At 73.7% G+C, this 12,371-nt stretch carries 13 protein-coding genes and 1 pseudogene; 9 read left to right on the forward strand and 5 right to left on the reverse strand.

All coding sequences use genetic code 11. The features are described from left to right. Window positions 1-230 precede the first annotated feature (230 nt). The 4 genes from ACFFKU_RS08045 to ACFFKU_RS08060 all read left to right on the forward strand — a co-directional run bounded on the left by ACFFKU_RS08045 (window position 231) and on the right by ACFFKU_RS08060 (window position 3,824). Window positions 231-770 carry a MarR family winged helix-turn-helix transcriptional regulator gene (locus ACFFKU_RS08045; RefSeq protein ID WP_380137037.1) on the forward strand — a complete coding sequence of 180 codons (540 nt, stop codon included), beginning with the start codon at window positions 231-233 and terminating at the stop codon, window positions 768-770. A gap of 18 nt (window positions 771-788) precedes the next feature. Further along, window positions 789-1,532, forward strand: a complete 744-nt coding sequence (locus ACFFKU_RS08050) for an IclR family transcriptional regulator (protein WP_380137039.1) — start codon at window positions 789-791, stop codon at window positions 1,530-1,532. Window positions 1,533-1,725: 193 nt separating this feature from the next. After that, window positions 1,726-2,829, forward strand: a complete 1,104-nt coding sequence (locus tag ACFFKU_RS08055; protein ID WP_380137041.1) for an aromatic ring-hydroxylating dioxygenase subunit alpha — start codon at window positions 1,726-1,728, stop codon at window positions 2,827-2,829. After that, the gene (locus tag ACFFKU_RS08060) at window positions 2,826-3,824 is read left to right on the forward strand and encodes a PDR/VanB family oxidoreductase (protein WP_380137042.1); all 999 of its coding nucleotides are present in this window, start codon (window positions 2,826-2,828) and stop codon (window positions 3,822-3,824) included. The genes ACFFKU_RS08055 and ACFFKU_RS08060 overlap by 4 nt, the downstream gene beginning before the upstream one ends. Before the next feature lie 7 nt (window positions 3,825-3,831). On the opposite strand, the gene ACFFKU_RS08065 is transcribed toward ACFFKU_RS08060, so the two are convergent. After that, window positions 3,832-4,683: a methylenetetrahydrofolate reductase gene (locus ACFFKU_RS08065; protein WP_380137044.1), complete on the reverse strand. Its 852-nt coding sequence runs from the start codon at window positions 4,681-4,683 to the stop codon at window positions 3,832-3,834. A gap of 438 nt (window positions 4,684-5,121) precedes the next feature. On the opposite strand from ACFFKU_RS08065, the pseudogene ACFFKU_RS08070 reads away from it, so the two are divergent. After that, a pseudogene (locus ACFFKU_RS08070) lies at window positions 5,122-5,334 on the forward strand (hypothetical protein); the annotation flags it as partial. A 13-nt stretch (window positions 5,335-5,347) separates the two neighbouring features. On the opposite strand, the gene ACFFKU_RS08075 reads toward ACFFKU_RS08070, so the two are convergent. Next, window positions 5,348-6,019, reverse strand: coding sequence for a TetR/AcrR family transcriptional regulator (locus ACFFKU_RS08075; RefSeq protein ID WP_380137045.1), 672 nt, complete (start codon window positions 6,017-6,019; stop codon window positions 5,348-5,350). A gap of 169 nt (window positions 6,020-6,188) precedes the next feature. Here ACFFKU_RS08075 and ACFFKU_RS08080 point away from each other — a divergent pair, with 169 nt between their 5' ends. Beyond that, window positions 6,189-6,893, forward strand: coding sequence for a DUF998 domain-containing protein (locus ACFFKU_RS08080; RefSeq protein ID WP_380137046.1), 705 nt, complete (start codon window positions 6,189-6,191; stop codon window positions 6,891-6,893). A gap of 36 nt (window positions 6,894-6,929) precedes the next feature. Beyond that, window positions 6,930-7,814, forward strand: coding sequence for an SDR family NAD(P)-dependent oxidoreductase (locus ACFFKU_RS08085; protein WP_380137048.1), 885 nt, complete (start codon window positions 6,930-6,932; stop codon window positions 7,812-7,814). Window positions 7,815-7,835: 21 nt separating this feature from the next. Here ACFFKU_RS08085 and ACFFKU_RS08090 read toward each other — a convergent pair whose 3' ends face one another. Next, window positions 7,836-9,869: a WD40 repeat domain-containing protein gene (locus ACFFKU_RS08090; RefSeq protein WP_380137050.1), complete on the reverse strand. Its 2,034-nt coding sequence runs from the start codon at window positions 9,867-9,869 to the stop codon at window positions 7,836-7,838. Between the two features lie 147 nt (window positions 9,870-10,016). Between ACFFKU_RS08090 and ACFFKU_RS08095 the strand changes: the two genes are divergently transcribed. Both ACFFKU_RS08095 and ACFFKU_RS08100 read left to right on the forward strand, forming a co-directional pair. Next, window positions 10,017-10,505 carry a DUF2975 domain-containing protein gene (locus tag ACFFKU_RS08095; RefSeq protein WP_380137052.1) on the forward strand — a complete coding sequence of 163 codons (489 nt, stop codon included), beginning with the start codon at window positions 10,017-10,019 and terminating at the stop codon, window positions 10,503-10,505. Beyond that, window positions 10,506-10,754, forward strand: a complete 249-nt coding sequence (locus tag ACFFKU_RS08100; RefSeq protein ID WP_380137053.1) for a helix-turn-helix domain-containing protein — start codon at window positions 10,506-10,508, stop codon at window positions 10,752-10,754. On the opposite strand, the gene ACFFKU_RS08105 is transcribed toward ACFFKU_RS08100, so the two are convergent. Both ACFFKU_RS08105 and ACFFKU_RS08110 read right to left on the reverse strand, forming a co-directional pair. Then, entirely contained in the window at window positions 10,738-11,244 is a 507-nt protein-coding gene (locus tag ACFFKU_RS08105; protein WP_380137055.1) for a DUF1697 domain-containing protein, read from the reverse strand. The genes ACFFKU_RS08100 and ACFFKU_RS08105 overlap by 17 nt on opposite strands. Window positions 11,245-11,270: 26 nt before the next feature. Then, complete coding sequence (locus ACFFKU_RS08110) at window positions 11,271-12,272, reverse strand: AraC family transcriptional regulator (RefSeq protein WP_380137056.1); 1,002 nt, start codon at window positions 12,270-12,272, stop codon at window positions 11,271-11,273. Between the last annotated feature and the right edge of the window lie 99 nt (window positions 12,273-12,371).

The raw sequence follows: 12,371 nt of genomic DNA on the forward strand, positions 1-12,371 counted from the left end.
GTGTGCCGGGTGCAGCGGGGGGAGTGGTGGGAGGACCGGTCGACGTCCGTGTCGGCGATCACTGGGCCGAAACGTAACAGCCGCGTGTTGACATGTAAACAGCTTCACCGGGAAACTCGTTCACGAGGATGATGGCCGCGAGGAGGCGGCCGTGTGCCACCCTCGTTCCGACAGGCGGAAACCCCTGAGGACCTGCCACGCAGCGTTCGCCCGATACCCCCGAGGTGCCCATGACCGTCGTCCACGCGTGGCCCAACGGTGGCCGTGCCGCCGAGGAGATCGTCACCGAGCCGATGTCGACCGCCCTCGACATCGAGGAGTTCACCCCCCGGCTGCTGCACCTGCTCTCCAACGCCCTCGTCTGGCGGGAGTCGCACGAGCTGCGCCACCGCTTCGGGCTGGGCACCAACGACTGGCGGGTCATCTCGACGTTGGCCGGGTCCCCGGGGTTGTCGGCCACCCAGGTGGCGCAGTTCCTCGGCGTGAACAAGGCGATCGTCTCCAAGAGCGTGGCCGTGCTGACCCAGCGCGCGCTGGTCGTCCTGCTGGAGGGACCCCGGGGTTCACGGCCGATGTACCTCACGGGTGCGGGGGCGGCGGCCCACGACGAGATGCTGCCCGTGTCGGCCTACGGTCAGGAACTCGTCCTCAGCCGGTTGGACCCGGAGCAGCGGGCCCAGGTCAACGAGCTGCTGCGCACGATGCTCAGCGGGTTGCGGGGTCAGCGGGTCGACGGCGACGGGCCGGTGCCCGTCGGCGACATCGGCTGACCCGAGCGGGGGGAGCGCGTGACCCTGACCACCCGGACCCTCGACGTCCTCGGCGCCTTCACCGCCCGTCACCCGCGGCTCCGGCTCGTGGAGATCGCGGCGGCCACGGGACTGCCGCTGACCACCGTGCACCGCATCGTGGCCGACCTCGTCGGGTGGGGTGCCCTGGAGCGCGACGAGGACGGGACGATCTCGGTGGGCCTGCGGCTGTGGGAGCTCGCCTCGTTGGTCCCCCGGGGGCCGGAACTGCGCAACGTCGCGCTGCCGTTCCTGGAGGATCTCTACACCGCGACCCGGGAGAACGTGCAGCTCGCGGTCCGCGAGGACCTGCAGAGCGTCTTCGTGGAGCGGTTGACCGGCCCGGACGCCGTCGACGTCATGACCCGGGTGGGGACCCGGTTCCCGTTGCCCGCCACCGGGGTCGGCCGGGTGCTGCTGGCGCACGCCCCGCCCGAGGTCCAGGAGGCCGCGCTCGCGGCCCCGATGCGACGCTGGACGGACCGGACGCTCGTCGACCCGGATCGGCTGCGGGCCGTCCTGGCCGAGGTCCGTCGGGCCGGTGTGGCCTTCAGCGACCAGCAGGTGACCCTCGGCGCCGCCTCCGTGGCCGCTCCCGTGCGCCGCGGCGACGGGGAGGTGGTGGCCGCGATCTCTGTCGTCTACGGCGTCGGCCGGACCGCCGCGACGGCCCTGGTGCCCGCCGTGCGCACCGCCGCCCTGGGCATCTCGCGAGCGCTGGGCGTCCGGTCCCTGACCTCCTGACCCCCCGGGGGGTCGTGGCTTCCGGCCACCGGAATCTTCACCCCGCCCTGCTTCCGACAGTCGGAATCGCGGCTGCCGCGCGAGCGCGGTCCCGGGTCAGGCTGCGGTCCCACGACGACGTGGTCCCCCGGTTCCCCACGGGTCACCGGGGCGGACACCGCTGGATCGCCCCCCGAGGATGCGGAGCACCTTCATGACCGACGTGCACGCCGGCCCGCTCGCCGAGCCCGGCCAGGTCAACGCCAAGATCTTCCCCTTCCCCCTGAACGCCTGGTACGTCGCGGCCTGGGACCACGAGGTCACCGCGAAGGGGGTCCTGGCCCGGACGGTCGCCGGTCACCCGCTGGCTCTCTACCGGACGCAGGACGGGCGTCCCGTGGCACTGGCCGACGCCTGCTGGCACCGGCTGGCACCGCTGTCGATGGGCCGCCTGGTCGGCCGGGACGGGATCCAGTGCCCTTACCACGGCCTGCGGTACAACTCCGCGGGTCGGTGCACGTCGATGCCGGCGCAGGAGACGGTGAACCCCAGCGCGCTGGTCACCTCCTACCCCGTCGAGCAGCGGTACCGCTACGTCTGGGTCTGGCCGGGGGACCCGTTGCTGGCCGATCCCGCGAGCATCCCCGACATGCACCAGATGGATTCCCCGGAGTGGGCCGGTGACGGTCTCACGATCGAGGCGCCCTGCAACTACCAGCTGGTGCTGGACAACCTCATGGACCTCACCCACGAGGAGTTCGTCCACGGGTCGAGCATCGGGCAGGACGAGCTGAGCGGGTCGGAGTTCGTCACGCGGCGGGAGGACGACGGCAGCGTCACGGTGACCCGCTGGATGCGCGACGTGGTCCCACCCCCGTTCTGGCTGAAGAACATCCGCGACCGGTTCCCGGGGTTCGAGGGACGGGTCGACCGCTGGCAGATCATCCACTACTACGCGCCCTCGACCATCTGCATCGACGTGGGGGTCGCCCCCACCGGGACCGGCGCGCCCGAGGGTGACCGCAGCCAGGGCGTGAACGGGTACGTGATGAACACCATCACCCCGGAGTCCGAGCGGGCGTCGCACTACTTCTGGGCGTTCATGCGCAACTACCGGTTGGACAGCCAGCTCATCACCACCCAGTTGCGGGAGGGGGTGCACGGGGTGTTCGGGGAGGACGAGGCGATGCTCGCCGCCCAGCAGCGGGCCATCGACGCCAACCCGGACAAGCAGTTCTACAGCCTGAACATCGACGCCGGGGGGATGTGGGTGCGCCGCATCCTCGACGGGATGCTGCGGGCCGAGGGACGGGCGTGAGCACCACGAACGACCCGCTCCACCGTGCCCGGGTCGTGGAGGCGCGCGACGTCGCCCGCGACGTCCGCCGGGTGGTGCTGCAGCACGCCCCGGGTCGCCCCGCCGAACCCGGGAGCCACCTGCAGCTGGAGGTGGTCGTGGACGGGCGTCCGGAGCTGCGGTCCTACTCCGTCGTGGAGTCGAGCCCGACGGGGGACCGTTCGGTGATCTCGGTCCTGCTCACCCCGACCTCGCGCGGGGGCGGACGGTTCGTGCACGCGCTCGAGGTGGGGGACGAGGTGCGGTGCAGCGGACCCCGGCAGGGTTTCCCGCTGCGACCCGGCGCGGCGCGCTACGTGCTCGTGGCCGGGGGGATCGGGATCACCGCGCTGCTGGCCTCGGCCCGCCTCCTGGCCGCGCGGGGCAGGGACGTCCGACTCCACCACGTCGTGCGGGAACGGGCCCGGGCCGCCTACGTCGACGTGCTCACCGCCGAACTCGGCGAGCGGTACACCCTGCACGTGGATGCCGAGGGGAGCGGCCTGGACGTGGACGCGCTGGTGGCGGGCGTCGCGTCCGGACCCGACGCCGGGGGCACCGAGGTCTACGTGTGCGGCCCGATCCGGTTGATGGACGCGGTGCGGCGCAGCTGGGAGCGGCATGGTCTGCCCGCCGGCACGCTGCGGTTCGAGACGTTCGGCAGCTCCGGCTGGTACGCGCCGCAGGAGTTCGTGGCGAGCATCCCCGAGATCGGGCTGCGCACCACGGTCGGTCCGGACTCGACCCTGCTCGAGGCCCTGCAGCGGGCCGGTGCCGACCTCATGTACGACTGCCGCAAGGGCGAGTGCGGGTTGTGCCGCCTGACCGTGGCCGACGTCCGGGGCACCCTCGACCACCGCGACGTGTTCCTCAGCCGACGGCAGCAGGAGGCCGGGACGGCGCTGTGCGTCTGCGTGTCCCGGGTCGTCGCGGGGGAGGGGGGAGGACCGGCGGAACTCGTGCTGCGCCTGCCCTGAGGGGCGGTCAGGAACGGTCGCGGAACTCCCGGGCCCACTCGGCCGCGGCCCGCACCCCGCCGAAGGTGTAGAGGTGCAGCGCCACGTCCCCGTGCACCGCGGGGTCCAGCTGCTGGGCCAGGGCCCGGACGAACCGGTCCGGGCCGGCGGTGCCGAGCAGGTTCGTCAACGACAGCCCGTACTTCCGGGCGATGCCCGCGCTGGTGCTGACCCCGAGCCGGGCGGCGTAGCTCGTCAGACGCCGGATCCCGGCCGGCCCCGGGACGCCCACCCGGACCGGCAGGTCGATCCCGCGGGCGCGGGCGGCGGCGAGGAACGCGAGGACGGTCTCGGCGTCGAAGCCGAACTGGGTGATCACGTTCCCCGCCAGCCCCTGTTCCCGCAACGCCGCCGTCTTGGCGGACAACGCCTCCCACAGCACCGGGTCGGTGATGCCCGGGTGGCCCTCGGGGTACGCGCTGATCCCCACGCGTTCCACGCCGTGCTCGGCCAGCAACCCGCTGCCGATGACGGCCAGGGAGTCGGCGAACGGCCCTTCCGGGGTCGTCGGGTCACCCCCGACGACGAAGACCTCCCGGTTCGCGCCCACCGCCGAGAGTTCCTGCAGAAACTCGGCGAGCTGCGCGGAGGAGGTCAGCCGCCGGGCGGAGATGTGAGGTACGGCGACGTAACCCCGCTCGACGAGGGCGCGGGCGGCCGACACCCGCAACGCCTGGTCCTCGCTGCCGAGGTGGGTGACGTTGACCCGGGTACCGGCCGGCAGGGCGGGGCCCGCCTCGGCCAGGGCCGCGAGGTCCTTCCCGGTGATCTCCAGCGAGAAGTCCGCGAGGAGATCGCCGGGACGGACGCCGGTCGTCATCGCGGCGCCGCCGCTCGTCGCAGAACCGTCACGGGGGAACCCTAATGCCGGGTCAGGGGCTCCAGGTCCCGACCTCGGCCGTGGAGTGCGGCCGCAGGAGTACCGCAGGCCGTAGGTTCCGGCCATGGGGAGCTGGCAGGTCGGGCGCCGGTCTAGGCCCCCGCCCGGTCCGTGGCCGACGAGTCCCCCGTCGGGGGCGGGGTCGTGGCGCCCGAGACGAGGCAGGTGTTCTCGGGCCGGCGCAGGTGTTCGGCCCGGCGGCGCTGCAGGGGACGGGCAGGGTCGTGCCGTCCAGCGTGGAGCGGCCCACCGTCGCCACGTCGTCGATGAACGCCGTCGACGTGCGCCCCTCGACCGTCACCCGCACCGGGGTGGTGCGGGCGACCGGGAACGTCCCGACCCGGGCCTGCGTGCAGGCCCCGGAGCAGGAGCACCGCAGGGCTGGAGTTCGTCCGCGACCGGGAGACCCTGGAACCCGCCACCGCGGAGACCGCGGCGATCTGCGACCGGTTGCTCGACCTCGGCATCGCCGTGCAACCCACGGGGGACCACCTCGACGTCCTGAAGATCAAACCCCCGCTGTGCATCGGCCGAGGTTCGGTCGACCGGTTCGCCGACGCGCTCGGGCACGTCCTCGCGACGGGGTGGTGAACCGGTGGGCCCTTCACGCGGGCGCGCCGCCGCGCGGGACGTAGGCGCGGCAGAACGCGGCGGCCCCGCTGCGCGCCCGGTCCCGGACCCGGGCGGGCGGTGGCGGGGGGCGACCGAGCATCCCCCGGTCGAGATCGGCACCCATGACCAGGAAGGCGAAGTGCTCGGCGGCCACGGCGGGATCCGGGACGTCGAGTTCCCCGCGTCCGTGGAGGTCGGCGAGGCACCCGGCGAGCGCCCGCAGGACCGCTTCGGGGGCACCGCGCCGGTAGTCCTCGAGCAGGTCGGGGAACCGCTCGCCCTCCCGGGCGAGGAGTCGGCGCAACGGCACGACCGGGCCGGTCAGCACGGTCGTGGCCAGGTCCAGCGCCAACTCCTCCAGCGCGGTGCGGAGGTCGCCCCGCCCGGGGACCAGGTGGACCCGCTCGGTGAGCGAACCGGTGAACCGCTGGGCGGTGGCGACCGAGCGCCCGAGGGCGGCCCGGAAGAGGGAGTCCTTGTCCGCGTAGACGTTGAACGCGGTGCGTCGGGACACCCCTGCGGTCTCGGCCACCTGCTCGACCGTGGTCCCGTCGTAACCCCGGGCCAGGAAGCAGGCGGTGGCGGCATCGAGCAGGCGCGCGCGGGAGCGGGCCACCCGCGGGTCCTCCTCGTGGGGCGGTCGGGCGTCGCCGTCCTGCGCCACCGCACCCACCCCCGATCCCGGACGAACCCTGGTCCGCCCGTCAGCCTAGGGAGTGTCCGGCCGGTCTCGGTCCTGCCCCTCGCCGTCCCGGTGGTGACCCACTGCGTTCTTCGTCCGGGACGGACCCGCCCGACCCGGCCAGGGCTTACAGTCGTGCACCAAGGAGTGCATGATCCTGGGAGGTGCCGAGGTGGGACGCGAGGGTTTCGACAACGGTGCGGCGGTGACCCGCAGCCTGCTGGGCTGGGGGGTGGTCGCCGGCCCGTTCTACGTGGTGGTCGGTCTGGTCCTGGCGTTCTCCCGGCCGGGTTTCGACCTGTCCCGGCACGCGCTGTCCCTGCTGACCCTGGGGGAGCACGGGTGGGCGCAGCGCGCCAACCTCGTCCTGACCGGTCTCATGGTCCTGGCCGCCGCCGTCGGGGCGGCCCGGGCGCTGCGCGAGGGGCGCGGCGGGGCGATCGCCGCGGCCCTGGGCATCTTCGGGATCGGCCTGGTGGGCTCGGCGATCGCCCTGCCCGACCCGGTCGCGGGTTTCCCCCCGGGCAGCCCCGCCCCCGACGGGGTCACCACCCACGGCCTGCTGCACCTCGCCCTGGGGGCGATCGGGTTCCTCGCCCTCGCGGTCGGTGCGCTGACCGCGAGCCGGTGGCGGGCGGGACGGGGTGAGCGGGCCGGAGCCCGGGTTTCGCTGGCCCTCGGGCTCGTCGTGCTCCTGGGTTTCCTGGGCGGGGCGGCGCTGGCCACCTCCGGGCTCGGGGTGGCCCTGCTGTGGCTCGCCGTCCTCGCCGGTTTCGCCTGGGTCGCCCTGATCAGCGTCCGGTTCTACCGCCACGTCCCGCACCCCGTCCTGGCCCGGCGGACGGGGACGACCTGACCGATCCCCTCTTCCCACGACGAATCGGAGTTTCCCGTGCCCCCGTCGCCGCCGACCCCGTCGCCATCGACCCCGTCGCCGCCGACCCCGTCGCCATCGACCCCGTCGCCATCGACCCCGTCCGCCGACCGACCCGTCGCCCTCGTCACCGGGGCGGGCAGCCCCACGGGGATCGGGTTCGCCTGCGCCCGCCTCCTCGCCCGGACGCACACCGTGGTCGTGACCGCGACGAGCGACCGCGTCGAGGAGCGCGCGGCCGAGCTGCGTCGGGACGGGGCCCGGGCGGAGGGTGCCGTCGCCGACCTGACCGACCCGGTCGCGGCGACGGGCCTCGTCCGCGGGGTCGTCGAACGGTTCGGACGCCTCGACGTGCTGGTCAACAACGCGGGCATGGTCTCGGTCTCCGGTGCCGAGGACCCGGAACCGGCGGCGTCCACCACCGACGAGACCTGGCGGGCCGGCATCTCCCGGAACCTCGACACCGCGTTCTACGTCACCCGCGCCGCGATCCCGCACCTGCCCCGGGGTGGGCGGATCGTCATGATGGCCTCGGTGTCGGGGCCGGTGATGGCCTACGCGGCGGACGCGGCCTACCACGCCGCCAAGGCGGGTCTGGTCGGGTTGACCCGCTCCCTGGCCGTCGACCTCGCCCCGCGCGGGATCACCGCGAACGCCGTGGCTCCCGGGTGGATCCGCACGACGTCGTCGACCGCGCACGAGGTGGCGATGGGGGAGGCGACGCCCATGGGTCGGCCCGGACGCCCCGAGGAGGTGGCCGCCGTCGTCGCGTTCCTCGCCTCGCCCGGCGCCTCCTACGTCACCGGCCAGGTCCTCGTCGTCGACGGTGGGAACTCCGTCGCCGAGGAGCGTGGGGGGCACCCCGTCGGACCTGCCCCGGAACCCGGCCCACCCCGGCCCTAGGACCGACGGGTCGTCCTCGACTCAGCCCACCCCGAGGCCGGTCCAGGTACCCACGACCGCGCGCGTGTACACGGATCCGCACGAGTACTGCAGCGTCCAGGTCCCCGGGCCGGGCAACCGGTAGGTGAACGAGCCGGCGAAGGCCCCGGCCGAGTCCGCCGACAGCACGGTCGAGACCGGGGTCAGCGAGGTGGTCCCGTCGCTCAGGCAGGTGCCCTCGGGCCGGCGGAGATCACCGGGTCCCTTGGCGGAGAACGGCACGGTGAGCGTGCGACCGGACAACGTCGCGCGGCCGAGCGTGGCCGTGTACCCGCCGACGGCGGCCGAGACCTGACCGGACGTCGCGGCCCAGCCCGAGGTCGCAGCGGTCGTCGGCGTCGAGGTGGTGGTCACGCCGAGGGGATCGCTGACGCGGACGGCGTAGGTCGCTCGTCGGTCCGACGGGGGGTTCGCATCGCCCATCGCGACCAGGGGCAGTCTCCAGAACGAGGAACCGACGGTCCGGGTGTCGACCACGGTTGCCGAACTCGTCCCCGGGTCGCGCACCAGGCGGTAGGTGAGGTCGGCGTTGTCCGGGTCCCACGTGGCCCGTGTCGTCATCGAGACCACGGCCCGACCGTTCGCCCCCCGGGCGTTCGCGACCAGGGGGGCCGGGTTCAGCGCGCGCGGCCCCACGGCGTTCGGGGCGGAACCCTTGACCGCGAACCGGACCAGACCCTGCTGCGCCCGCCCGCCGACCGTCAGGAACTCCCCGCCCACGACGACGAACTGCCCGGTGCTCTCGACGCTCCACCCCGCCTGCGACTGCCCGGTGTAGGTGCCGGCCGTCCACCGCGGCGACCAGTGCAGCAGCGACGAGGTGCGGTAGGCGGTGAAGTCCTGGCCGTACTGGTCCGGCCGGACGTTGTTCCTCCCGCTGTCGGTGGTCGTGTACGCCAGGCTGTGCCAGTGCTGCAACGTCCCCGCGGTGTCCGGGGCGTTGTCGAACCATCCGGGAGCCGAACAACTGTGGGTGTGTCCGACGGTGTAAAGGACCCCGCCGACGGTGGTGGTGGCGTAGGTGTCCCCGGTGCAGTCGTTGATCCAGCGGACGGCCCCGGTGCTCGGTTCGGCCGCGAACGTCCCCTCCAGCGAGGGGCGACCGGTGGTCCCGAAACCGTAGGCCGAGGCGAAGATCGATCGACCGTCCGTGGACAACGACGTGATGCCGCTCACCGGGTACGTGGCCCCGGAGGGGATGCCGCCGTTGCGCACGACCTGGTTGGCCGCCCACGGCAGCGAGCGCCCGGTCTGTGCGTCCAGCGACGCCGAACCGTAGGTCTCGACGCCGTTGATGCTGCCGAAGGAGCCACCGACGATCACCCGGGAACCGTCCGGCGACACCAGCAGGGCGGCGACCCCGCCGTTGCGGACGGGAGCCGTCCACGCCTGCAGCGCCCCGGTGGTGGGGTTCACCGCTGCCAGCCGCAGCCGGGCCTGGTTGTTCACCGACGCGAACGAACCCCCGACGTAGACGCTGCCCGCCGAGACGGCCAGGGCGGAGACGGTCCCGTCGGTCCCGGCCGTGAACGTCGTGATCCGTTTCCCGGTGGCGGTGCTGAAGGCGGCGAGCCGGTAGGCGGGACGCCCGTCGATCGCGGTGAAACTCCCCCCGACGTAGACGGTGGACCCGTCGGGCGACGCCGCCACGGTCCGGGCCTGCGCGTTCAGCCCGGGGGCGAAGGAGGGGAGGAGTTCCCCGGTCCGCAGGTCGTAGGCCAGGGCGTTGCTGCGGACCGTCTCACCCTGCCCCGGAGGGGAACCGGCGGGGCGGGCCGAGCTGAAACTGCCGACCGCGTAGACCGTCGTGCCCACCACGACCTGGTCCCAGACCACGCCGTCGATCTGGACGGTCGGCAGCGGGTCTGCGCTCACCGTCGCCGGGGTCGTCCCGGTCGGCACCGTGTCGGCCCCGGCGGGGCTCGCGAGCGCCGCCGGCATGAGAACCGCCAGGACGGCGGACGCCGCGCGCAGGGCTCGGGACGGGCGGCGGGGCGCGGGGCGGGCTGGCGGCATCGGCCGATCGTAGGGGGGCGGCGAGGGCCCGGTGGTGTCCCCGGCCGGACCGGATCGGGCCGGACCGGGGGCGACGGGGGTCGGCAGCACCGGCGACGATCATCGTGTCCGATTGACTTTCGATAGGTACCTACCGATACTCGGGACATGGCCGTGACTCCGTGGGTGATCCGTCCCCTCCAACTCCTGCTGGTCACGCTGTTCGTGGCCTTCGTCGGGGCCCAGGTGCTGCTGATCCTGGGGTCGACCATGCTCGTGCCCGCCGGATCGCCCGAGCTGGAACGGTTCCGGTGGGCGGTGCTGCTGGCGGCCGGGCTCGGTCTGGTCTGCCTGCAGGTGGTGCTCGTCGCCACCTGGCGCCTGCTGGGCCTGGTGCGCAGCGACCGCATCTTCCGCCCCGGTGCGCTCCCCTGGGTGGACGCGATCGTCGTCGCGCTCGTGATGGCCTGGGTGATCCTGCTGGCGGCCGCGATGCCCGTGCTGCAGTTCGCGCAGGCCGACGACGCGCCCGGCCTGGGGGGCCTGCACCTGATGCTGCTCCTGGTCGCCGCGGTGCCGGTGCTCATGATGCTGGTGATGCGGACCCTGCTGCGGCGCGCCACGGCCCTCACCACCGACCTCGAGGGGGTCGTCTGAGTGGCGATCGTGGTCCGCATCGACGTGGAGCTCGCGCGGCGGAAACTGTCGGTGGGCGAGTTCGCCGAGCAGGTCGGTCTGACCCCCGCCAACGTGGCCGTCCTCAAGAACGGCCGGGCCAGGGCGGTCCGGTTCTCCACCCTCGAGGCGATGTGCCGCGTCCTCGGCTGCCAGCCCGGTGACCTGCTCGAGTGGGTTCCCGACGAGGAGGTCGGATCCGCTGCGGCGCAGATCAGGGAGAGCGGGTGAGGTCCACGAGCCGGGTCGCCGTCGACCAGTTCCTCGTGGTCAGCACCACGTCGGTGCGGGCCCGGGTGAAGGCGGCCTCCAACGGGGAACCGGTCGAGGGGCCGGCGTAGGACAGGTACAGCACCCGCCGCCCGACCGCGACCTCGTCGTCACCGTGGCGCGTGCCCAGGCGGTCGACCTCCTTCGTCGACAGCGGCCGGTCCAGGTAACCGACGTGCACCTGTTTCGGCGACGTGCGGGCCCGTTCCGACCAGGGGCAGTTCTCCACCGCCTCCCGCAGCTCCGCGGCGGTGAAGACCACCACGGGAACCCGCACGGGCAGTGCCGCCGCCACCCGTTCCGCCAACCCGTCCGGGTCGGCCGTCACCACCGCGTTGCCGCTGTTGAGGTGCGTGGTGACGTCCCGGCAGCCGAGGTCGGCGAGCAGGACGCGCAGGTCCGCCATGGCGAGCCGGTTGTGCCGGCCCACGTTGATCCCGCGCAGCAGCACCGCGCACCTCGATGTCCCGGTCGGGCTCATCGCGGTGCCGATCCGTCGGTGGGCCGGTCATCGGACCCGTCCCGGCGGACGCGGCCCGGGGTCCGGCCGGTCGCCCGGGTGAAGGCCCGGCTGAAGGCCGACTCCGACCCGTAGCCGAGGGACGTCCCGACGGCGGCCACCGTCTCCCCGTCGGCCAGGCGCCGGTGGGCGGCGAGCATCCGGGCCCTGGTCACGTACCGCATCGCCGGGACACCGACGAGGGCGGTGAACCGCGCCGCGAACGACGAGCGCGACATCGCCGCCAGCGAGGCCAGCTCGGGGAGGGTCCAGGCGTGCCCGGGTTCGCGGTGGATCGCGACGAGCACCCGGCCCAGGTGCGGATCGCGCAGACCGGCCAACCACCCACCCGTCGCCGCGCCCTCCGTGGCCAGCCAGGAACGGATGGTCTCGACGACGAGCACGTCGGCGAGCCGGGTGGCCACCGTCTCGCCGCCGGGGCGGGGATCGACGAGCTCGGCGACGATGAGGGCGACGAGCTGCGCCGTGGTCGCGCTCCACCCGGCCCGGGTCACGACGGCGGGCGGCAGGACGGCGAGGAGTTCCTGGGCCTGCGGGGTGTCGAGTTCCACGACCCCGCAGAGGGTCGAGGCCTCGGCTCCCTCCGTCCCCAGGGTGAGGACCGAGAAACGGTCGCCCAGCATCACCTGCTCCAACTGGTCGGCCCGCCCCGTCGGGGCGATCCCGGGCGCCGCGCTGAGCCGGTGCCCGAGGCCCCTCGGCACCAGGGCGACGTCACCCGGCCGCAGGAGCACCGCGTCGTCCTCGTCCCCCTCCAGCCACACCTCGCCCCGGGCCACGACGTGGAAGCTCAACGTCCGGGGCAGCCGCGGCATCTCGACCGACACCTCGCCGCGGGTCCGGGCCCAGCAGTAGAAGGAACCCCGGAGACGGACGTGGTAGAGCGCCTCCGCGAGGGGTTCCGGGGCGGCCCAGGGGGCAGGGGGACCGGGGTTCGTCGGGTCGGTGGTTCGCTGCACGGTTCTGGACTTCCGGTCAAGGACGGCGGATCTCGGACGCTAGTACGTCCGGCCGTCCCTGGCGAGGGTGGAGGTCCACCCACCACCGGAGGAGTTCTC

This window comes from Kineococcus gynurae, assembly GCF_042433995.1.
GTDB classification, from domain to species: domain Bacteria; phylum Actinomycetota; class Actinomycetes; order Actinomycetales; family Kineococcaceae; genus Kineococcus; species Kineococcus gynurae.

What these genes read in the sequence shown, in the direction of transcription:
- ACFFKU_RS08045 (WP_380137037.1), top strand. Translation starts at nt 231, where the DNA reads ATGACCGTCGTCCACGCGTGGCCCAACGGTGGCCGTGCCGCCGAGGAG.
- ACFFKU_RS08080 (WP_380137046.1), top strand. Translation starts at nt 6,189, where the DNA reads ATGATCCTGGGAGGTGCCGAGGTGGGACGCGAGGGTTTCGACAACGGT.
- ACFFKU_RS08055 (WP_380137041.1), top strand. Translation starts at nt 1,726, where the DNA reads ATGACCGACGTGCACGCCGGCCCGCTCGCCGAGCCCGGCCAGGTCAAC.
- ACFFKU_RS08090 (WP_380137050.1), bottom strand. Translation starts at nt 9,869, where the DNA reads ATGCCGCCAGCCCGCCCCGCGCCCCGCCGCCCGTCCCGAGCCCTGCGC.
- ACFFKU_RS08065 (WP_380137044.1), bottom strand. Translation starts at nt 4,683, where the DNA reads ATGACGACCGGCGTCCGTCCCGGCGATCTCCTCGCGGACTTCTCGCTG.
- ACFFKU_RS08095 (WP_380137052.1), top strand. Translation starts at nt 10,017, where the DNA reads ATGGCCGTGACTCCGTGGGTGATCCGTCCCCTCCAACTCCTGCTGGTC.